Source organism: Stenotrophomonas sp. Iso1, from assembly GCF_027497995.1.
In the GTDB taxonomy this organism is placed as follows: Bacteria; Pseudomonadota; Gammaproteobacteria; order Xanthomonadales; family Xanthomonadaceae; genus Stenotrophomonas.
In genome coordinates, this window is the sequence record NZ_JAODBT010000001.1 from 1,288,336 (window position 1) to 1,308,609 (window position 20,274).

A 20,274-nucleotide genomic window follows, 5' to 3' on the forward strand; every position below is an offset into this window, starting at 1 on the left:
GTCATGGTGTCCGTGTCGGAGCGGGGAGCGATGGATGCGCGGAACAGCGCCGGACTCAGCGCATTCGCTCACTCATTTCCTTTCACATCTGCGCCACGGTAGGGTGCAAACGACAAGAGCAGAGGCAGGCGGCCCTGCTTCTGCTCTTGGCTGCGGCTCGTGTTTTGGAGTGGGGCAGTGACACGTGCCGGGAGCAGCGTCCAAACCGACGCTTCCTCATCACTTCTCACGCCTGCATCAGGAAGCCAGTTCCAGCACCATCCGCACCAATCCCGGCGTGCCGCTGGGATGAGGTACCTGCTTGAAGCCCAGCGAGGCAGCCAGCTGCAGCATCGGCTCGTTCTGCTCGGCAATGTCGCCGTACAGACGGTCCAGGTACTTGCCGCGCGCCCATTTCACCAGTTTGCGCATCAGTTGCCGGCCCAGGCCCTGCCCCGCAAGGAAGCGGCTGACCAGGATGGCGTATTCAGCGTCGCGGGTGCCCGGGATGATGGAGGCGCGGGCGACCGCGCCGACCACGGCTTCACCCGGCGGCAGCGGCTCGGCGGCCACCAGGGCGATCTCGGTCTTGGGATTGGGGTGGGTGAGCCGCTGTGCGGTCTCATCAGACAGTGCTTCCACCGACTGCAGGAACTTGTCACGCACCTCTTCCGGCCCGAACAGGGCGAACGCGCCCTGCAGGGGGGCGCCGTCTTCCGGGCGGATGGGGCGGATAAGCAGTTCGCGGCCGCTGGGTGCCTTGAAATGTTCATGCCAGGGCGGCATGCGATTACGGGTAGCCATGACTACGGTTCCTCCAAAGTCCCCGGATTCTGTCATCCGCCCGCCTAAATACTGTGAACGTTCTTCAACGCAGAGTCGTGGCCGCAGACAGCGGGCATTACTCGGGCATCTTCAGCCATTCCAGACGGGTGGAAGCGCCTGCTTCGCCCAGATGCTTCTTCAGGGTGGGCAGCGCCGGGGACAGAATTTTGTCGAATTGCCAGGGGGTGTTGACCAATAGCATGCCGCTGCCATTCAGGCGCAGGGGCGAGTCGTCGGGCCTGACCAGCAGTTCAGCTACCAGTACGGATTTGGCCGGCAGATGGGTGGCCTTGCGGAAGAACTGCTGCAGGCTGCGGCGCTGCTTGATCGGGTACCACACTGCGCATTGGGCCTGCGGCATGCGGGTGAGGATTTCACGCAGGGTGGAGATGATCTGCGGGTACTCGGCGTCCTGCGCCTCGTAGGGCGGGTCGATCAGCACCAGTGCCCGGCCGATCTTGTCGTTGCCGGACTTGGGCGGGAGCAGGGCACGGATGCTGTCGTAGCCATTGCCGGCAAAGACCTGCACGCGGCGGTCATGGGCGAACAGCTCCTTGAGCGCGGCCGCTTCGTCCTTCTGCAGCTCGCAGGCGGCCATGCGGTCCTGCTCGCGCAGGGCACGGGCGGCCAGCAGCGGTGAGCCGGGGTAGGACACCAGGGCGCCGACCGGATTGTCGGCCTGCACGGCACGCAGGTAGCGCTCGACCACCTCGGGCAGTGCGGGCGTGGTCATCAGCTGCAGGATGCCCAGGTTGGCCTCGGCGGTCTTGCGGCTTTCCTCGGCCGAGAGCTGGTAACGTCCGCGCCCGGCATGGGTGTCCAGGACGAAGAAGGGGGATTCTTTTTGCTTGAGCGCGTCGATCATGGCCAGCATGACGACATGCTTGAGCACGTCGGCGTGGTTGCCGGCGTGGAAGGCGTGGCGATAGTTCATCGGCGAAGTGTACGGGGGTGCCCGGGCGGCGGCTATGCTGGCGGCATGTCAGACCAGCCAGCCCGGGTACTCGTCGTCGAAGACGAGGCCGCCATTGCCGATACCCTTCTGTATGCCCTGCGCAGCGAAGGCTATGCCGCCAGCCACTGCGCACTGGGCCGCCAAGCCCTGGAGCGCCTGCGCGACGAGGGCGCCGACGTGGTGGTGCTGGATGTGGGCCTGCCCGACCTGGGCGGGTTCGAGGTGTGTAGACAACTGCGCACTTTCAGCCAGGTGCCGGTGATCTTCCTGACTGCCCGCAATGACGAGTTCGACCGGGTACTGGGGCTGGAACTGGGCGCCGACGACTATGTGACCAAGCCGTTCTCGCCGCGTGAAATGGTGGCGCGGGTACGGGCCCGGCTGCGCCGTGGGGCGGGTACGGCCGCTTCGCTGCTGGCGGCGACCGTGGCGGGCTGGCGCCAATGCGGCCGCTTCGCCATTGATGAAGACGGCAAGCGCATCCGTTACCAGGACGCGCTGCTGGACCTCACCCGTTACGAGTACGCCCTGCTGGCCGCGTTGCTGCAACGGCCCGGTGCGATCCTGAGCCGGGCGCAGCTGATGGAGCGAGGCTGGGACCACGCCAGCGACAGCACGGACCGCACCGTCGATACCCACGTCAAAACGCTGCGGGCCAAGCTGCGTGCGGCCGGTGCGCAGGATGATCCCATTCGCACCCATCGCGGCGTGGGTTACGCGCTGGAGCTGTAATGCGGCTGGGGCTGAAAATCTTCCTGGGCTTCTTCCTGATCGTCGGCATCGCCGCGTTCTTCGTGATGCGCGTGTTCGTCAACGAGGTGAAGCCCGGCGTGCGTCAGGCCATGGAATCCACCTTGGTGGATGCGGCCAACGTGCTGGCGGTGATCGCTGCACCGGATTTGAAGGCCGGGCAGATCGCCGAAGGTACCTTCGCCGCCCAGATGGCCACCGCGCAGCGGCGTGATCCCAAGGCGATGGTGTGGCGCTTCCCCAAGCGCAGCGTCGAGTATCGGGTGACCATCACCGACGCCAAGGGCATCGTGATCTACGACTCGCGTGGGCAGGACGTTGGCCGTGACAACTCGCGCTGGAACGATGTGTACAAGACCTTGCGTGGCGAGTACGGCGCACGGTCCAGTGCGGAAAAGCCCGGCGATGAAACCTCCACCGTGATGCACGTCGCCGCGCCGATCTACGACCCGGCCGACGGCCGTACCTTGATCGGCGTGCTGACCCTGTCGCAGCCCAACGACACCATTGATCCATTCATCACTGCCAGTCAGCGCGCCATCATCGCGCGCGGTGCATGGCTGATCGGTCTGTCGGCATTGATCGGATTGTTGATGACGTGGTGGTTGTCGCGCGGTATCGGCAGCCTGAGTCGCTATGCCAAGGCGGTGAGTGCGGGTGAACCCGTGCCGCCACCGCCGCGTCGCCGCGATGAAATCGGTGACCTCGGCCAGGCGCTTGAAATCATGCGTCGCAAGCTAGAAGGCAAGGCCTACGTTGAGCAGTACGTGCAGTCACTCACGCACGAAATGAAGAGCCCGCTGGCCGCGATCCGTGGGGCCGCCGAGCTGTTGCAGGAACCGCTGCCTGAGGCCGAGCGGCAACGCTTCGCCGGCAACATCGTGCAGCAGGAGCGGCGCCTGACGGAAACCATCGACCAGCTGCTGCGGCTGGCCGAAGTGGAGCAACACGGTTGGTTGCAGAAGCGTGGCGAGGTGGATCTCGTTGCGTTGTGCCGCGCGCTGGCCGATGACGCTGGCCCCAGCCTGCAGGCTGCGCAGCTGCAGTTGGATTGTCAGATGCCCGAGCGTGCATTGCTGCAGGGCGATGCGTTCCTGCTGCGGCAGGCGTTGTCGAACCTGCTGGACAACGCCATCGCGTTTTCGCCAGAAGGGGGGCGTGTCGCGTTGAACGTGCAAAAGAGCGAGGAAGGCTGGACGGCAAGTCTGCGTGATGCAGGCCCTGGTGTGCCGGAGTACGCGCAGGAGCGGGTGTTCGAGCGTTTTTATTCGTTGGCGAGGCCACGTAGCGGGCAGCGCAGCAGCGGTCTGGGCTTGCCGTTTGTGGCGGAAGTCGCGCGACTGCACGGCGGCCGCGCGCAGTTGCGCAACCACCCTGGCGGCGGCGCCGAGGCAAGCCTGGTACTGCCGCTGGTCTGACTTCACATTCGCTTCAAATTCGCCACAAACCCTGCTCACCGGGCGGGGGGAAGCTGTGCCTCGGTTACCACACGAGGACGGGACATGACTTCCCTGAAACTGCTGTTGCGCTTCGCCATTGTCGGCGGGCTGGCGTTGTTGTTGTTGATTCCCCTGCTGCTGATCCGCGGCACCATCAATGAGCGCGAGAGCTATCGCGACCAGGCCATCGAGCGGGTGGCGCAGAGCCGGGCAGGTGAGCAGACGCTGATCGGCCCGGTGCGCGTGCTGCCGTGGACGCAGAAGCGCGAGGTGGAAGTGGAAGTGGAGGGCAGCGCCCAACGCAAGACGGAACTGCGCACCGAGCACGGCTATGACCTGCAGATGCCGACGCGCTTGAACGTGCAAGGCAAGATGCGCCCGGACGAACGCCGCGTCGGCTTGTTCAAGGTGCCGGTCTACAGCTGGCAGGCCAAGTTGCAGGCAGAGTTCGCTCCGGTCAATTACACAGCGGTCGCGGGCCGTACCTACGAGCGCCCGTACCTGGCGTTGGGCGTTGCCGACGTGCGTGGTCTGGTTGGTACGCCCAACCTGCGCGTTGATGGCCGCGCGGTTCCGCTGCAGTCCGGTTCCGGCGTGCTGGAAGAAACCTCAAAGGGCCTGCATGCGCCGCTGACGGAGTTGATGGACATCACTCAGGGCGTGTTGCGTGAGGGCAGCAAGGTCGAGCTGGAGTTCGTGCTCGATGGCACCCGTTCGCTGTCGGTGGTGCCGGTGGGCGACGACACCCGCGTGTCGCTGGATTCCCCTTGGCCGCACCCCTTGTTCGGCGGCAGCTTCCTGCCCAATGAACGCACCATCGACGACAGCGGTTTCAAGGCCCAATGGGCAGTGTCCTCATTGGCCTCGGCAGCCCAGGCACAGCTGCTCAAGAACATTCGTGGTGTTGGCGGCAGTGTGGAGTCGTTGAATGTCGCGCTGGTGGATCCGGTGGACGTTTACACGCAGGCCGACCGCGCTACCAAGTACGGCATCCTGTTCGTGTTGCTGACCTTTGTCGGCTTTGCGCTGTTCGAGCTGATCAAGCAACTCAAGATTCACCCGCTGCAGTACCTGCTGGTGGGTTTGGCGCTGGCCATCTTCTTCCTGCTGCTGGTGAGCTTGTCCGAGCAGATCGCGTTCTGGCAGGCGTATCTGATATCGGCGGCGGCGTGTATTGGCCTGCAGGGCTTCTACCTGAGCGGGGTGTTGCGCAGCTGGAAGTACGGCTTGGGCTTCTCAACCATGCTGACCCTGCTGTACGGCGTGCTGTACATGCTGCTGGCTTCAGAGAACAACGCATTGCTGATGGGCTCGCTACTGCTGTTCGGCATTCTGGCCGTGATCATGTGGATCACCCGCAAGGTGGATTGGTACGAGCTGAGCAGCCGCTCTGCGGCCAAGCCGACCACACCTCCGACCTTGCTGTAATCGACGCGGGGTGGCGCAGGCCACCCCGCTGTTTCGGGAGGAACAGGTTATGAACCGGGCTTTGATCCATCGTCGCGCACAGCGCGCCTTACCTGACAGCATTGAAACCAGTGGCCTGCTGCATTTCGGTACCTCGCCAGGGCAGGTGGAAGGAGTGTTGCTGGGCAGCGTGTTCGACTGCGGCGCGCAGGGCGTAGTGGTGTTGCGATTGGCAGGGCAGACGGCCGTTGCGATCCAGCGGCAGGGATTGGCGTTCTTTGAGCAGGCCCATGTGGCGCGTGCGGGATTGCAGCAGGCTGTGCCCGCGCATTATGGGCAGTGGCAGCGGATGCTGTTGGGCGCTAAGGAAGGCATTTCGGCGGAAGCCGCGTTTTCCAGCGAGGTGATTGCAGATTGGAACGGGGCAGCCTATTTCGCGGGTTCGCTCGATAGACGCGCGTGGTTGGCGGTGCTACCGGTGGAGCGGTTGGTGGTTTACGGGTGGTTGAATTGAGACCCACTTTTCCCATTCCCAACTCTTCTCCTCCACAAACGCGGCCTGATTCACCTCAACCATGACCATTGGCCGACTCGGACAACAGCCCCCGCTGGCTAGACTCGGGCCTTTGTCGTAGTTGGCCGAGTGCCCGGGGGAATACTGGTGATCAAGCGTGGTTTGTTGGCGTTGTGCATGGGATTGGCCGTGGGCGCTCCGGCGTATGCCGCCGAGCAGGTTGATCTGGACATGGTGGGCAAGATTCGTCAGGAGGCCTTCCACCGTTCACAGGTGATGGCCACCTTCAGCCACCTCACCGAGAACATCGGCCCGCGTCTGACCAATTCCCCGGCCATGACGGAAGCTAATCGCTGGAGCCGTCAGAAGTTCAACGACTGGGGCCTGGTGAACGTGCATGACGAAGCGTTCGAGGATTTCGGCCGTGGCTGGGAATTCTCTTCGTCCAGTGTCGAAATGCTGTCCGAGCGCGTCCAACCGCTGCATGCACTGCCCAAGGCGTGGACGCCCGGTACCAACGGCCCGGTCGAAGGCGAACTGATCCAGGTCCAGATCAAGAAGCTGGCCGATATGGAACAGTACAAAGGCAAGCTGCGCGGCAAGATCCTGCTGCTGGGTGATGCGCGTGAGTACAAGCGCGGTACCGAGGCGGATTCGCACCGCCACGACGCCACCTCGCTGGAAGGCCTGCAGGAATTCACCATTCCCAAGACGGCCGCCGAGGACCGCGCAAAGCGGCTCAAGGAATTCAACGAACGCCAGGAGCTGGTCCGCGCCACCAATGCCTTCTTCATCGAGGAAGGTGCCTTGGCTGCGATCAGCATCAGTGGCTGGGACAACGGCATCATCCGCGTCGCCGGCGGTGGCTCGCGCAAGGCGGGTGAATCGGTCGGTATTCCGGAGCTGGCAATGATTGCCGAGCACTTCAACCCGCTGGTACGCGCGCTGAAGGACAAGCAGACCGTGCGCCTGCGCGTGAACGTGGATGCACGTTTTACCGACGACACCAACCAACCAGGCCACAACACGCTGGCCGAGATCCGTGGCAGCAGCAAGGCCGACGAAATCGTGATGCTGGGCGCACACATGGACTCCTGGCACACCGGTACCGGTGCGGCGGACAACGCCGCTGGTGTGGCGGTGATGATGGAAGCCATGCGCATCCTCAAGGCCGTGGGCGCCAAGCCCAAGCGCACCATCCGCGTGGCACTGTGGAGCGGCGAAGAGCAGGGCCTGATCGGCTCGCAGGCGTATGTCGCCCAGCATTTCGCCCGTTATCCGGAGCCGACCGACGCCGCCCAGAAGGCGTTGCCGGCCTCGCTGCGTGACCCGACCGGCCCGCTGCAGAAGCTGCGTGATTACGACAAGTTCCAGGTGTACTTCAACATGGACAACGGCTCGGGCCGCTTCCGTGGCATCTATGCGCAGGAAAACATGGCAGCGATGCCGATCTTCGAGGCATGGTTGAAGCCGTTCAACGACGTGGGCGCCACCACCGTGGCTACCCGTAATACCGGCAGCACCGACCACATCAGCTACGACCGTGCTGGACTGCCGGGCTTTCAGTTCATCCAGGACCGCTTGGACTATTTCAGCAACGTTCACCACAGCCACCTGGACACCTGGGACCACGCCGAGCCGGAAGACCTGAAGCAGGCAGCGGCCATCGTGGCTTCGTTCGTGTACAACGCAGCGATGCGTGAAGAGCGCTTCCCGCGCAAGCCGCTGCTGGAGAATTGAGCGGGCGTTGGGTGTGAAGGACTGAAAAGGAAGGGCCGCTTTGCGGCCCTTCTGCTTTTGGACAACGCTGCGAGGATGTGTGATATCTCGCTTCTCCCGCGTGTGAGGCGACAAAGCGGCAGCGTTGTCGAGATTGCCTGGCGCAGCCTTTCAAAGGGGGAGGCACACAGGTATGCCGAATGCAGGTGCCCGAAGGGCGGGTGAGCGGGCTTTTGCGGCTGGAACTGCGCAAAGCAGCCTTATCCCAACCCGCCCGCCGCTGATGGGGGCAGGGTTTGAAGCGGCCCAAAAGCGGTCAGCAGGGCGAAGGGGTAAAATGTCGCGATCCCCACTTCTGCGCCTGTCATGACCGTTCGCACTCGTTTTGCCCCCAGTCCCACCGGCTATCTGCACATTGGTGGTGCCCGCACCGCGCTGTATTGCTGGCTGGAGGCCCGTCACCGTGGCGGCGAGTTCGTGCTGCGAATCGAAGACACCGACCGCGAGCGCAGCACCCAGGCAGCCATCGATGCCATTCTCGAGGCGATGGAGTGGCTGGGCCTGGGCTACGACGAAGGCCCGATCTACCAGACTCACCGCGTCGCCCGTTACAAGGAAGTGGCCGAGCAGCTGATCGCCGACGGCAAGGCTTACTACGCCTACGAGACCAAGGAAGAGCTGGACGCGATGCGTGAAGCAGCCATGGCCAAGCAGGAAAAGCCGCGCTACAACGGCGCTGCCCGCGAGCTGAAGCTGGCCTACAAGGACGACCCGAACCGCGTCATTCGCTTCAAGAATCCGCTCGACGGCACGGTGGTGTTTGATGACCTGATCAAGGGCAACATCGAAATCGCCAACAGCGAGCTGGATGACATGGTCATCTTCCGTCCGGACGGCTTCCCCACCTACAACTTTGCGGTGGTGGTGGACGACTGGGATATGAAGATCAACGAGGTCATCCGTGGTGATGACCACATCAACAACACCCCGCGTCAGATCAATCTGTACGAAGCTATCGGCGCCCCGGTGCCGAAGTTCGGCCATATGCCGATGATTCTGGACGAGCAGGGCGCCAAGCTGTCCAAGCGCACCGGCGCGGCTGATGTCATGCAGTACAAGGACGCCGGCTACCTGCCCGAAGCGTTGTTGAGCTATCTGGCCCGTCTGGGCTGGTCGCACGGTGACCAGGAAATCTTTACCCGGCAGGAGCTGATCGACCTGTTCGACGTGACCAATTGCAACTCCAAGGCCGCGCGCCTGGACATGGCCAAGCTGGGCTGGGTGAACCAGCACTTCCTGAAGAGCGAAGACCCGGCCGCCATCGCTCCGCAGCTGGTCTACCAGCTGGAGAAGCTGGGCCTGGACGTGGCGGCGGGTCCGGCGCCCGTCGACGTGGTCATCGCCCTGCGCGAGCGCGTGCAGACGCTGAAGGAAATGGCCGAGAAGGCAGTGGTCTGGTACACCGCGCTGACCGAATACGACGAAGCAGCCGTGGCCAAGCACTTCAAGCCCGGCGCTGATGCACCGCTGGCCAAGGCCCGCGAGCTGCTGGCCGGGCTGTCGCAATGGAATGCGGAAAGCGTGTCGTCAGCGTTGCACGACGTTGCCGCGCAGCTGGAAATGGGCATGGGCAAGGTGGCGCAGCCGCTGCGGGTGGCCATCACCGGTACGCAGGTCAGCCCTGACATTTCCCATACCATCTATCTGGCGGGTCGCGACGAGGCCTTGAAACGCATTGACGCTGCACTCATCAAGGTTCCCAAGGCCTGAAACAGACGAGATAGAACATGACCGAATCGCACTCCTGTACCGCTCCACACCACCACGTCGACGACGCGGCGGGTTTCGTTGCGGTGGTCGAACGGGTGTGCCGTGAGCGCGGATTGCGGCTGACGCCGATCCGCGCGAACGTGCTGCGCCTCATCGCAGAGGCGGGCAAACCGGTCAAAGCCTACGAGCTGCTGGAGTGGGTGCGCGAAGGCAAGGGTGTGGGTGCCGATGCGCCACCCACGGTGTACCGCGCGCTGGATTTTTTGATGGCCAATGGCTTCGTGCACAAGCTGTCTTCGGTCAACTCGTTCGTGGCCTGTCACCATCCCAGTAGCAACCAGCATTCGGTGCCGTTCCTGATCTGCGACCGCTGCCACAGTGCAGTGGAGCTGGAAGACCGCGACATCGTCCGCCAGCTGGAAACCCGCGCCAAGGAACTGGGTTTCAAGCCGCAGGCGCAGACGCTGGAAGTGCACGGCTTGTGCGCGAGCTGCGCGGGTTGAGTGTTTGAACCGGTGCTATGAGAAGGCCGCGCATTGCGCGGCCTTTTTTGTGCTGAAGCCGGAACACGCTCCGGCCGAGCCGGGAGCCATGGCTGCCTCTGAAATCCCTCTCCCTTTATGGGGGAGGGTAGCGACGGCTGCCCACTCCCAATCCAACCGCTATCGGCCTTGCCGCGCAGCACCTTCCGCGCGATACACCACCTCGCCATCCTTGATGGTCTGCAGCACCTTGATGGTGTGCAGCTGCGGATGGGCAATGGTCAATGGGTTGTCCGACAGCACCACCAGGTCCGCACGCTTGCCCACTTCGATGGATCCCTTGTGGGCCTGTTCCGAATACTGCTCGGCCGCCCACAAGGTGATCGACTTCAATGCCTGTTCCGGTGTGACCCGCTGATCCGGGCCCAGCACGTAACCACTGCGCGTGGTGCGGTTGACGGTGGCATCCAGCACGCGCATCGCATCGGGGAACACCACCGGCGCATCGTGATGCGAGGTGAACTTCATGCCGGCATCCAGCACCCAGCGCGTGGGCGAAATATTCTCGGCGCGTTCCGGGCCCAGCACCGATTCGCGGTGCCAGTCGCCCCAGTAATACGTATGCATCGGGAACAGCGACGGGAAGATGCCGAGTTTGCGGATCTCATCTACCTGGTCCTTGCGCAAGGTTTGCCCATGAATCAACACCGGCATCAGGTGCTTGTCAGGATGCGCAGCTTCGGCAGCGGTGACCGCGCGAATGAGCTGATCGATGGCTGCATCGCCGTTGGCGTGCGCAAGCACTTGCCAACCGTTGCTCCATGCCTTGTCGATCAACGCGTTGACCTGCGCATCGGGGAAGGCCGGGTAGCCCGCATAGTCGGGTTTTTCGCCTTCGGGCACTTTGTAGTAAGGCTGGCTCAGCCAGGCGGTCTTGCCCTGTGGTGAGCCGTCCAGGCTGATCTTCACGCCGCCGATGCGGAAGTGATCGGTGTAGTTCAGGCTGTAATACGGGCCGTGCATCGCAGGATCTTTCACTGCGACCTCGATGTCCGGGTAGGCGACCACATCGATCTTCAACTTGCCGGCCTTGCCCGCCATGGGAAGCATGGCCAGCGTACCGGCGTCGGTCTTGCCATCCTGCGCCGTGGTGTAGCCGAACTTCATGTACAGCGCTTGCCCGGCTTCAAGCATCGCCATGGCTTGTTGCAGATCCAGCGGCGGCATCAGTTTGGCCAAGGCAAGGTTGTGCGCGCTTTCTTCCAGAACCCCGTCGGGAATGGCGGTGCCGGGCTCGCGACGGATCACGCCGCCTTCCGGATTGGGCGTGTCGGCGGTGATACCGGCCAGTTCCAGCGCTTTGCTGTTGTAGCTGCCCAGATGACCGGATTGATGCATCAGGATGATGGGGATGTCAGTGGCGATTGCATCCAGCTCGGTGCGTGTGGGATGACGTTTTTCCACCAACTGCGAGTCGTCGTAGCCAAAGCCGATCAACACCTTGTAGCCGCCGGGTACGGTCGAGGTGGCGCGGAACTCGCGCATGATCTTCTGCAACGCGGGGATGGAGTTACCTTCGCCGTCCGGTGCCGGCAGTAGATTGGCCGACAGCGCCTGCAGGCCCACGCCAGAGACATGCCCGTGTGCATCAATGAAGCCGGGAGTCAGCGTGTGTCCCTGCAAGTCCACTTGCTGGGCGTCGGGGCTGAAGCGCCGTGCAGCCCTTTGGCTGCCGACGAAGGCGATGGCACCGTCGCGAACCACGACGGCCTCGGCCTGTGGCTGCTTGTCGTTCATGGTGATGATGGGGCCACCGGAATACAGCGTATCGGCGTGCGCGGCTGCGTTGACCATCAGTGCGGCCAGGACCGAAACGGTCAGCTGCAGTCTCATCGGGGGTTCTCCGGAACCATAAACAGGCCGGAAGCGTAGCCTAATCGCCGCGAAGCGGACGTGGACACATCATCGCAGTCCGCCGCGTCTGCACTGGCCACCGCACAGGTAAGCGCTGCGCGCCCGGGAGCCATTGCGACGAGTAGATGGACGGCTACAACCATTCGCCACAACTGCGGTGGCGAGGTGCCCTCTTTCAGATTCCGAAGGAAGCCCCGAGTGCGCTGCGCAGACCCGGGTTCCCCAATGTCCACCGATGCAGGATCAGTTTGTGGCGGTTGGTCGTGGTTCGGCTGCGGTATCCACTTTCACCACCACCGACATGCCGGGGCGCAGACGTGCAGCCAGCGGTTGGTCCGGGTCAATGGCGATGCGGATCGGCAGGCGCTGCACCACCTTGGTGAAGTTGCCGCTGGCATTGTCGGGCCTGAGCACGGAAAACTCCGAGCCGGTGGCCGGGGCAATCTGCTGGATGTGGCCGTGCAGTTTTTTGCCCTTGAAGGCATCAACGGAGAAGGTTGCCGGTTGGCCGACGGCCATGTTCCAGGTCTGGCCTTCCTTGAAGTTGGCCACGATCCACAAGTTGTCCGGCACCAGGAACAGCAACTGGCTGCCGGCGGTGACGTATTGCCCCAGCCGTACTGACGCCTCGGAAACCTGCCCATCGCGTGGCGCCTTGATCACCGTGTTGTCCAGGTCGATCTGGGCCAGCTTCAATGCAGCCTCTGCGTTGGCGACTTTGGCTTCCAGCCCGCGTCGTGACACCTGGGTAGCGGTGAGGTTTTCCTCTGCAATTCGGATGGATGCCTGCGACTGCGCAACACTGGCATTGGACGACTGCACGCTGGCGCGCAGCTTGTCGCGATCGCTGTTGGACACCAACTGCTGTGCAGCCAGTTGTTCGTAACGACGCAGTTCGGTCTGGGTCTGTTGCTGCTGCGCACGGCCGGCGGAGAGATTGGCCTGTGCCGAGGCAATCTGCGCACGATTTTGTGCCTGGCTCTGGTCGGAATTGGCCAGTTGCGCCTGTGCATCCGCCAGCGTTGCCTCGGCCTGCTGCACACGCTGCCGGTAGATTCGCTCATCAATGTGCAGCAACGGCTGGCCTTGTTTGACGAAGTCGAAATCCTTGACGAGCACCTCGGTGACATAGCCGTTGACCTGTGGCGCCAGCACGGTGACCTGGCCGCGCACGTAGGCGTTGTCGGTGTGCATGGTGCTGCTGTTGAATGGCCACAACTGCCAGGCGCGCAGGATCAAGGCCAGCCCGATCAGCGCGATGATGATCATCACCACCACGGCAACGCGGCTAGGCCGGTTGTACTTGGACACCGGTTCCGGTGTTGTGGTGGAAGGGGTGTCGGTGCTGTTGCTCATGGGGAACCCCGGTTCGAGGATGTAGCGGCCTTCTTGCGTCGGATCACGTGTTGCACTCGCGGATCGCGCAGTGTCACTTCCAGCAGCAACCAGCTGAGGAAGGCGATGGCGATCCAACCGCTGAGTGCAAATACGTCATTGAATGCGCGGACGTTGGCCTCACGCTTGGCCACTGCGGCCAGCGCGGCGTTGCCCTGTGCCCTGAGCTGTACCGGATCGGTAATCAGGCGTGCATAGCTTTGTTGCTGTTGTTGCAGGCGTTGTGCGACCTGTGGGTCGGCTGCGTTGATATGGCTGACCAGCTCGGTCGAGTACACATGCTCACGGTGTAACTGGTAGCTGCCCAGCAGGGCGGAACCGGCGAGGCTGGCGAAGTTCTGGGTGAGGGAAAGGATCACCACGAACGACACGATGTGGTCCAGCCCACGCGCCAATGCCCGCTGTATGCCGATCAACATCAGCGGCCCCATGAACATGCCGCTGCCAACCGCTGCCAGGAATTGGCTCAGGGCGAAATCCATCGGCCTGTCCATGCTGGTGCGGTGCTGATCCAGGAACGCAGCGCTGCCAAGCAGAATGATCGACGCTGACAGCTGCGGGATCAGCGCCTTTGGCCCGAATGTCAGCGCACTGATGGCGATGCCGACCAGCACGCCGCACAGGATCACCCCAAACAACGGCGCCATCTGGTCCGGCCCCATGCCCAGCGTGCGCATCATCGTGACCATGCCGTAGTTCTGTTCATTGGTCAGGAAGCGGATCAGGAACGCGCCGATAATGAAGCGCAGCATTGTCGGCCCCAACAGCCAACGGACTTGCACCAGCGGATTGCGACGTTGTTGTTCGATGCACAACCCGGCAGCCAGCAACACCACCGCGCAAGCCAGTACCCAGCCCAGCCAGGGCGTATCAAACCACCACCGCAGAAAGCCCTGGTTGAGGACAACCACAATGAGCGCCAGGCCCGGCGCGAGCAGGGCGAAAGTGAGGAAGTCGGTGCGCTCGAACGCCTTGATCTGGACACCCGGGGGCAGTTTCAACAGCACCACGGCGGCAAATGCACAGAGCGCCAGGCCCGCCTCGAACATATACAGGTTCTGCCATTCGCCACGGTCAAGCAGGCCGGAGGAAATCAGCCAGGCGACCGGGGTGGCAAGCATCGATAGGCTCATGCCCACCACCAGCATCTGGCCTACGTATTTACGCGGCAGCGCCTGCAGCATGTACAGCACACCCAACGTGGTACACGCGGCACCGGCGAAACCACTGCCTGCCCGCACCAGCAACGTGGTGGTGAGGCTGCCGACGAACAGGTGCAGCACGGCCAGCGCCGCGTACACGCCTAATCCGATTTCAGCGAATAGCAGCAGGCCGTACTCCTGGCGGAATTTGAACACCAGCAGGTTGGCGCTGACGTTGACCATCAGATACGCCGCCACGAGCCAGCTGGCCTCGGTGGCCTGCAACCCCATTTGCCCGGTGATCAATGGCAGGTTGGCGCTGATGAGCGCATTTCCCAATCCACCGGTGAGCGCCACCAACACTGCGATCGCCGCATAGGCAGCACGCCGATGCGGTGGATGCCACGGCATGGATGCGCCGCCGGGAAGGGTGGGCTTTTCGCTGTCGTCCCAATCCGGGATGGGCTTGAGGGGTTTCATGGCCATTCCTGGGCGGCCGACTCGGCCAGCCCCGGGCGCAGCAGTTGCAATGCCCGGCGGGCGAGAACTGCACGATCGGCGCGGGTGCGCCCCCGCAATGCCGCCCCCAACATGCTGGAAATCAACGAGACATCGGCCAGCTGCATGTCCTGACGACACATGCCGGCCGCCTTGGCGCGCAACAGCGCCGGCTCCATCAGCCGGAGGATGTGCTGACGCGCGGCGCTGATGGCTGAACTGTCCTGATCCACCGCGCGCCAGTAGTCGGCCAGGGCAGGGGATTCGACGATACGCATGGCCATGCCTTCGATCACCTCAAAAAAAGCATCGTCGCGATCACCCAATTCGACCAGATGCTCCTCCAGCCGCTTGACGGTGCGCTCCAGCATGGCGCCGATCAGCGAAGCGCGATCCGGGAAATTGCGGTACAGCGTGGCGCGGCCAACACCGGCACGTTCGACCACCAGATCCAGTGGTGCGGTGATGCCGTGTTCGCCAAACACGGCATCGGCCGCGTCCAGTATCAGGGCACGGCGCGCAGCGACATCTGAGCGGATTGCGGTCATGGCGGGATAATCCGGACAAAAATGTCCGAATTCAACTGGCGCGCTATGAAACAGCCGCCGAAACTTCTGTACGGTTCAGTTGGCGAGGGCTACCGCACGCGTCACAGGTGCTTCGCGGATGGGCAGATTGACCAGTGCCGCAACAACTGCCAGCACCATGTCGCCGTACCACATCCAGCTGTAGTCGCCGCCATACTCCAGCGCCACGCCGCCCAGCCACGCACCGAAGAAACCACCGATCTGGTGCGATAGCAGGGTCAGGCCGAACAGCGTGCCCATGTGGCGAGGCCCGAACAATTTGCCGACCAGGCCAGCGGTAGGCGGTACTGTCGCCAGCCAGGTGAAACCCAGGGCCGCAGCAAATACGTAGAAGGTGGTCGGTGTTGGCGGCGAAACCAGGTGCACCGCGATCAGCACCGCGCGGCTCAGGTACATCCAGAACAGCAACCACTTCATGCGGAAGCGTTCGCCCAATGCACCGATGATCAGACTGCCGGCAACGTTGAACAGGCCAATCAACGCGATGGAAATCGAAGACACCGTCGGCGACAGACCGCACATGGCGATCTCGCTGGGCAGGTGCGTCACCAGAAAAGCGATATGCACACCGCAGGTGAAAAACCCCAGATGCAGACACCAGTAGCTGCGATCACGCAATGCCTTGCGCAATTGCAGCCCAAGGCTTTCGTCATCCACGCCGCTCTCGGCGCGCGGGGCGCGCTTGCGGAGTGGCCACGCCAGCGGCAACGACAGCAGTACGATCACCGCCAGCGCGTAGAGCGTGCGCACCCAGCCAAATGCGGTAAGCAGCAGCTGCACCAGCGGCGCGAACAGGAACTGCCCGAGCGATCCTCCGGCGTTGATGATGCCGGCTGCCATCGAACGCTTGTGCGCAGGAATGCGCCAGCTGCTGGCACCGATCAACACCGAGAAACTGCCGGCGCCGGCACCGGCAGCCATCAACAGACCGAAGCTGAGATTCAGACCCCAGGTGCTCGGCATCATCGTTGCGGCGACAAGGCCGATAACCAACAGCACGCCACCACTTACCAGGACCGGCAATGGCCCGCGTTGATCGGCCATTGCACCGAATAGAGGCTGCACGGCGCCCCACACGAACTGGCCAATCGCCAGGGAAAAACTGATCTGCGCGATGCTCAATCCGGTGGCGGAATTGATGGGGTCGATCAACAGGCCACTGGTCTGGCGCACGCCCATCGTCACCATCAGGATGGCTGACGCAGCCAGCAGCAAGCCCCACGGTGTGCGTGCCAAGGGTGTCGCGCTCATGCGCGGCCCTCCGCTTCCAGCGCGACGCTCAGTGCTTCGAGTTGCTGGTTAAGCGCTGCGACGTGTGAGCTGCCAAAGATCGCCTCGATCTCATCCTGTGCCTGTTGCCAAAGCGGTTGCGCCTTCTGTAGGCGACGCTTCCCCGTGGCGGTGATCTGCACTTGGCGCTGGCGCGGATCCTCGCCGGGCCGTGATGACAACAGGCCAGCAGCAATCAGCGGTTTCAGGTTGCGACTGAGCGTGGTGCGGTCCATGCCAAGCGCATCGGCCAGCGTACCCAGGGGGCGTGGCTCACGCGCGCGGCGCAGGATCGAATAAGCGTTGAGGCTGAGATCAGCGGCAGCCAGGTGGTGGTCATAGACCTGAGACGCCCGGCGGGAAGCGCGGCGCAACTGGAAGCAGGTGCAGGGGCTGGAGGTGTCCATCACGGCGTCCAGGAAATGGTGCCGTTGAGTTTATGTGTATATGCACGTATGTGGCGTGCTACGAATGGAACGCTCGCTGGCCATGCAAGCGTGGAATAACCAAGCCATCAAAAACAAAACCCCACCCCCGCAAGCGGGAGTGGGGTTGAGGGAGGGGGAGGGTGTCACTCAACCCACGCTAAACCCATCAGAACCAGGCACGAATACCAAACGCCACGCCGCGACCCGGCAGCGGCGAGAAATCGCGCAGCAGCGAGGTATGCGGGCGCGCCTCGCGGTTGGTCAGGTTGTTGCCGTCCAGGAACACTTCGTAGCTGTTGCTGCCACTGCGATCCCAGCGATAGGCCATGTGCGCGTCCACCAAGGTGTAGCCATCGCTGGGCGCTTCGTTCTGCGCGACATCCTTCTGGCTGCTGTAGCGCACCGCACCCACCGACGCGCGCCAGCCATCACGCGACCAGCGCAGATCCGCACCGACACGGGCCGGTGAGATACGCGGCAAGTAGCCGCCGTTGGCCAGCTCCACCGTGTAGTTGTGGTTGTGATCACCATGCGGCACCGCGATGTTGGCAGTGCGGCTGCCGCTGCCATCCAGTTCGGCCTTCACGTAGTCACCAAACACGCGCAGATCCCAGTCACCGGCAGCACCTTCAAACATGTGCACGGTGGCCTCGGCTTCGGCGCCCTTGAAGGTGGCGTCCTGCTGCGTCCACAGGCGCACCGGCAGCGACTCGACCACGCCCGTGTCCGCCAGGTAGATGAAGTCCTTGAACTTGGTCTGGTAGATCGCCGCGGTGAAGTCCAAACGGTCGCTGTGGGCGTGGATGCCCAGTTCCGCACGTTGGCCGCGCTCGGTCTTCAACCTGGAATCGCCGATCTCCAATGAGCGGGTGGCGATATGCGCACCGGCGGCGTACAGCTCTTCGTTGGTCGGTGCGCGCTCGGAGCTGTCCACGCCGAAGCGCAGGTCAATCGACTCATTGAGCTTCCAGATACCGGCGGCCGACAGGTTGGTTGCATCGAACGTGCGGCGCTGGTAGTCGCCCACCGGATCCAGCTTGATCTGCTCGTGGCGTGCGCCCAACTCCAGCTTGAGCGGTCCGAACTGCTTTTCCTGCAGCACGAACAGGCCGGCACTGCGGGTGCCGGTGTCGGGCACGAAAGCCTCTTCACCCTTTGCGCCGAAGTCGCCGTTGCTCACCTGCAGGCCGAACGCGCCATCCCAGCCGCCAATCTGCTGCTGCACTGCTTCCAGGCGGGTTTCAATGCCGCGATTGGTGAAGCGCGTGGACGGCGTGCCGCCTTCCAGTTCGGTGTGTTCGTAATCGGTGTAACCCGCGCGCAGGTTGATGTTCTTCAGGAATGAAGTCGGGTTATAGATGCCGGCCTTCATGTCGAAGCGGTTCTGCACCATGTCGATGCGGACATCGTGCTCGCCTTCTTCTTCCTCGTCGCCGTGCTCGTGATCGTGGTCATGACCATGGTCGTCATCGGCATGCACGTGGGCGCCATTTGGGATGCCGTAGTTGGTGCGATAGGTGCTGGCCGATACACCGAAATAGCCACCTTCGCCCAGCCAGGTTGCACCCAGGCCACCTGCGCGAGTGCGCACGGAGCTGTTGTCCAGTCGACCGCGACGCGGCTCGTCGGCATCAGCGTGGTCATGATCGTCATGTTCTTCCAGACCATCGATCACCGCGTAGCCGGGAATGCGGTAGTCATCGCCATTACGCACCAGGCCATCCACATGCAGCACCCAGTTTCCGTTAACGCCATCCAGGCGAAACATTCCGCTGCGCTCGTCGTTGACCGAGTTGCCGCGCAGTTCGGCGCGGCCGCTGAGCGGGCGGTCCGGTATCTCGCTGGCAATGCGGCCATCGACCACGTTCACCGCGCCGCCAATGGCGCCGCTGCCAAACAGCAGCGTTGCTGGACCCTTCAGTACTTCGATCTGGTCAGCCAGGAACGGCTCGATGCTGGTGGCGTGGTCGGCGCTGACGGTGGAGGCGTCCATGTTGCCGACGCCGTTGGACAGCACCTGAACGCGCGGGCCTTCCTGGCCTCGGATGATCGGGCGGCCGACGCCGGGACCGAAGAAGGTGCTCTGCACGCCGGGCAACTTGGCAACGGTGTCGCCGAGCGTGCCGGACTTCTGTTCGTCCAGACGCTCACCGGCCAACACATCCACCGGGCGAGCCAATGATTCGGCGGGGCCCTGTAGTGGCGAGGCGGTGACCTTGACCGCCGAGAGTTCGGTCAGATGGTGGCTCTGTCCAGCGTCATCGTTGTCCGCGGCCATGGCAATGCCGGGCAGGGCGGCGGTCAGCGCGACGAAAAGGAGATGGCGATTGAAGCGGCGGCGGTGTGCATGCATTGCGAAGTGTCCTCGTTGTTACTGTGTATCACTTGGTGGGCGTGCTGAACCAAAGGCGACGTGGGGGAGGCGGTAGTTGGTTCGGCTCGGATCGGTGATTATGTTATATTATTCCATAACGATTCGCCGACCCTGCTGAAAGTCATGCCCTTGCCGATCTCGCTACGCCAGTTCCTCGACCGCTTCGGAGCCACGGGCTCTCTGTTGTGTGCCGTGCATTGCGCGGTATTGCCGGCGTTGCTTGCCATTGCGCCGTCGCTGGGTTTGTCGTTCTGGCTGAGCGATAGCGTCGAGGCGGGTGTGGTGATCTTTGTGACATTGCTCGGTCTGGCGAGCCTGATCTGGGGTTATTACCGCCACCGCGCGCTGCTGGCGCTGGCCCTGCTGGTGCCGGGCCTGGTGCTGCTGTGGGCTGGGTTGTTGCATGCCGAGTTGCACCATTCACAGGTGCCGCACGCGGTGGTGATGACCCTGGGCGGCGTGCTGGTTGGGCTCGCGCATGTGCTGAATCTGCGTCTGAATCACCGTCACGTTCACGACGCCAGCTGCGCACATTGAGGGCACATGCTAGGCTGTACCACTTCACGCGCGGGGGCGCTCATCGCGGCCTCGCCAAACCCGTGTCAGCACGGGGCAATCTGATTTCAAACTAAGGAGTTGACGACATGGGTAAGGGTGACCGTAAGACCGCCAAGGGCAAGCGTTACAACGCCAGCTATGGCAATTCGCGTTCGCATACGGTGAGCAAGGTGGCCGTGGGCGCAGCTGCGCCGGTCGCCAAGAAGACTGTCGCCAAGGCGCCGGCCAAGAAGGCTGTAGCGAAGAAGGCAGTTGCCAAGGCCGGCTGA

At 63.1% G+C, this 20,274-nt stretch carries 18 protein-coding genes; 9 read left to right on the forward strand and 9 right to left on the reverse strand.

All coding sequences use genetic code 11. The features are described 5' to 3' along the window. Positions 1–237: 237 nt before the first annotated feature. Positions 238–783 (reverse strand): GNAT family N-acetyltransferase, encoded by a 546-nt coding sequence (locus PAN08_RS05530; RefSeq protein ID WP_269790480.1) that lies wholly within the window; start codon positions 781–783, stop codon positions 238–240. Between the two features lie 97 nt (positions 784–880). Continuing rightward, entirely contained in the window at positions 881–1,738 is an 858-nt protein-coding gene (gene rlmJ / locus PAN08_RS05535; protein ID WP_269790481.1) for a 23S rRNA (adenine(2030)-N(6))-methyltransferase RlmJ, read from the reverse strand. 45 nt (positions 1,739–1,783) lie between these two features. Between rlmJ and creB the strand changes: the two genes are divergently transcribed. The 7 genes from creB (at position 1,784) to PAN08_RS05570 (ending at position 9,861) form a co-directional block, all read left to right on the forward strand. Beyond that, positions 1,784–2,491 carry a two-component system response regulator CreB gene (gene creB, locus PAN08_RS05540; RefSeq protein ID WP_269790482.1) on the forward strand — a complete coding sequence of 236 codons (708 nt, stop codon included), beginning with the start codon at positions 1,784–1,786 and terminating at the stop codon, positions 2,489–2,491. Then, positions 2,491–3,927, forward strand: coding sequence for a two-component system sensor histidine kinase CreC (gene creC / locus PAN08_RS05545; RefSeq protein ID WP_269790483.1), 1,437 nt, complete (start codon positions 2,491–2,493; stop codon positions 3,925–3,927). Before creB ends, creC begins: the two co-directional genes overlap by 1 nt. 84 nt (positions 3,928–4,011) lie before the next feature. Next, complete coding sequence (gene creD / locus PAN08_RS05550) at positions 4,012–5,376, forward strand: cell envelope integrity protein CreD (protein WP_269790484.1); 1,365 nt, start codon at positions 4,012–4,014, stop codon at positions 5,374–5,376. A gap of 49 nt (positions 5,377–5,425) precedes the next feature. Continuing rightward, the gene (locus tag PAN08_RS05555; RefSeq protein WP_269790485.1) at positions 5,426–5,869 is read left to right on the forward strand and encodes a hypothetical protein; all 444 of its coding nucleotides are present in this window, start codon (positions 5,426–5,428) and stop codon (positions 5,867–5,869) included. Between the two features lie 147 nt (positions 5,870–6,016). Next, positions 6,017–7,609 (forward strand): M20/M25/M40 family metallo-hydrolase, encoded by a 1,593-nt coding sequence (locus PAN08_RS05560; protein ID WP_269790486.1) that lies wholly within the window; start codon positions 6,017–6,019, stop codon positions 7,607–7,609. A 345-nt stretch (positions 7,610–7,954) separates the two neighbouring features. After that, complete coding sequence (gene gltX / locus PAN08_RS05565; protein ID WP_269790487.1) at positions 7,955–9,358, forward strand: glutamate--tRNA ligase; 1,404 nt, start codon at positions 7,955–7,957, stop codon at positions 9,356–9,358. Between the two features lie 17 nt (positions 9,359–9,375). Continuing rightward, complete coding sequence (locus PAN08_RS05570; RefSeq protein WP_269790488.1) at positions 9,376–9,861, forward strand: transcriptional repressor; 486 nt, start codon at positions 9,376–9,378, stop codon at positions 9,859–9,861. Between the two features lie 159 nt (positions 9,862–10,020). On the opposite strand, the gene PAN08_RS05575 is transcribed toward PAN08_RS05570, so the two are convergent. The 7 genes from PAN08_RS05575 to PAN08_RS05605 all read right to left on the reverse strand — a co-directional run bounded on the left by PAN08_RS05575 (position 10,021) and on the right by PAN08_RS05605 (position 19,426). Beyond that, positions 10,021–11,733, reverse strand: coding sequence for an amidohydrolase (locus tag PAN08_RS05575; RefSeq protein WP_269790489.1), 1,713 nt, complete (start codon positions 11,731–11,733; stop codon positions 10,021–10,023). A 264-nt stretch (positions 11,734–11,997) separates the two neighbouring features. Then, entirely contained in the window at positions 11,998–13,110 is a 1,113-nt protein-coding gene (locus PAN08_RS05580; RefSeq protein ID WP_269790490.1) for an HlyD family secretion protein, read from the reverse strand. Beyond that, on the reverse strand, positions 13,107–14,771 hold the full coding sequence (locus PAN08_RS05585; RefSeq protein ID WP_269790491.1) for an MFS transporter: 1,665 nt from the start codon (positions 14,769–14,771) through the stop codon (positions 13,107–13,109). The genes PAN08_RS05580 and PAN08_RS05585 overlap by 4 nt, the downstream gene beginning before the upstream one ends. Continuing rightward, positions 14,768–15,337, reverse strand: a complete 570-nt coding sequence (locus tag PAN08_RS05590; protein WP_269790492.1) for a TetR/AcrR family transcriptional regulator — start codon at positions 15,335–15,337, stop codon at positions 14,768–14,770. The genes PAN08_RS05585 and PAN08_RS05590 overlap by 4 nt, the downstream gene beginning before the upstream one ends. 75 nt (positions 15,338–15,412) lie before the next feature. Then, complete coding sequence (locus PAN08_RS05595) at positions 15,413–16,627, reverse strand: MFS transporter (RefSeq protein WP_269790493.1); 1,215 nt, start codon at positions 16,625–16,627, stop codon at positions 15,413–15,415. Next, the gene (locus PAN08_RS05600) at positions 16,624–17,052 is read right to left on the reverse strand and encodes a MarR family winged helix-turn-helix transcriptional regulator (protein ID WP_269790494.1); all 429 of its coding nucleotides are present in this window, start codon (positions 17,050–17,052) and stop codon (positions 16,624–16,626) included. Before PAN08_RS05600 ends, PAN08_RS05595 begins: the two co-directional genes overlap by 4 nt. Before the next feature lie 187 nt (positions 17,053–17,239). Next, complete coding sequence (locus PAN08_RS05605) at positions 17,240–19,426, reverse strand: TonB-dependent receptor (RefSeq protein WP_269790495.1); 2,187 nt, start codon at positions 19,424–19,426, stop codon at positions 17,240–17,242. A gap of 144 nt (positions 19,427–19,570) precedes the next feature. On the opposite strand from PAN08_RS05605, the gene PAN08_RS05610 reads away from it, so the two are divergent. After that, positions 19,571–19,984, forward strand: coding sequence for a MerC domain-containing protein (locus PAN08_RS05610; protein WP_269790496.1), 414 nt, complete (start codon positions 19,571–19,573; stop codon positions 19,982–19,984). Between the two features lie 107 nt (positions 19,985–20,091). Then, positions 20,092–20,274, forward strand: a complete 183-nt coding sequence (locus PAN08_RS05615; protein ID WP_057635755.1) for a 30S ribosomal protein THX — start codon at positions 20,092–20,094, stop codon at positions 20,272–20,274.

Coding starts and splice junctions, on each gene's coding strand:
- PAN08_RS05530 (WP_269790480.1), bottom strand. CDS start 783: ATGGCTACCCGTAATCGCATGCCGCCCTGGCATGAACATTTCAAGGCA.
- rlmJ (WP_269790481.1), bottom strand. CDS start 1,738: ATGAACTATCGCCACGCCTTCCACGCCGGCAACCACGCCGACGTGCTC.
- creB (WP_269790482.1), top strand. CDS start 1,784: ATGTCAGACCAGCCAGCCCGGGTACTCGTCGTCGAAGACGAGGCCGCC.
- creC (WP_269790483.1), top strand. CDS start 2,491: ATGCGGCTGGGGCTGAAAATCTTCCTGGGCTTCTTCCTGATCGTCGGC.
- creD (WP_269790484.1), top strand. CDS start 4,012: ATGACTTCCCTGAAACTGCTGTTGCGCTTCGCCATTGTCGGCGGGCTG.
- PAN08_RS05555 (WP_269790485.1), top strand. CDS start 5,426: ATGAACCGGGCTTTGATCCATCGTCGCGCACAGCGCGCCTTACCTGAC.
- gltX (WP_269790487.1), top strand. CDS start 7,955: ATGACCGTTCGCACTCGTTTTGCCCCCAGTCCCACCGGCTATCTGCAC.
- PAN08_RS05570 (WP_269790488.1), top strand. CDS start 9,376: ATGACCGAATCGCACTCCTGTACCGCTCCACACCACCACGTCGACGAC.
- PAN08_RS05575 (WP_269790489.1), bottom strand. CDS start 11,733: ATGAGACTGCAGCTGACCGTTTCGGTCCTGGCCGCACTGATGGTCAAC.
- PAN08_RS05580 (WP_269790490.1), bottom strand. CDS start 13,110: ATGAGCAACAGCACCGACACCCCTTCCACCACAACACCGGAACCGGTG.
- PAN08_RS05585 (WP_269790491.1), bottom strand. CDS start 14,771: ATGAAACCCCTCAAGCCCATCCCGGATTGGGACGACAGCGAAAAGCCC.
- PAN08_RS05590 (WP_269790492.1), bottom strand. CDS start 15,337: ATGACCGCAATCCGCTCAGATGTCGCTGCGCGCCGTGCCCTGATACTG.
- PAN08_RS05595 (WP_269790493.1), bottom strand. CDS start 16,627: ATGAGCGCGACACCCTTGGCACGCACACCGTGGGGCTTGCTGCTGGCT.
- PAN08_RS05600 (WP_269790494.1), bottom strand. CDS start 17,052: ATGGACACCTCCAGCCCCTGCACCTGCTTCCAGTTGCGCCGCGCTTCC.
- PAN08_RS05605 (WP_269790495.1), bottom strand. CDS start 19,426: ATGCATGCACACCGCCGCCGCTTCAATCGCCATCTCCTTTTCGTCGCG.
- PAN08_RS05610 (WP_269790496.1), top strand. CDS start 19,571: ATGCCCTTGCCGATCTCGCTACGCCAGTTCCTCGACCGCTTCGGAGCC.
- PAN08_RS05615 (WP_057635755.1), top strand. CDS start 20,092: ATGGGTAAGGGTGACCGTAAGACCGCCAAGGGCAAGCGTTACAACGCC.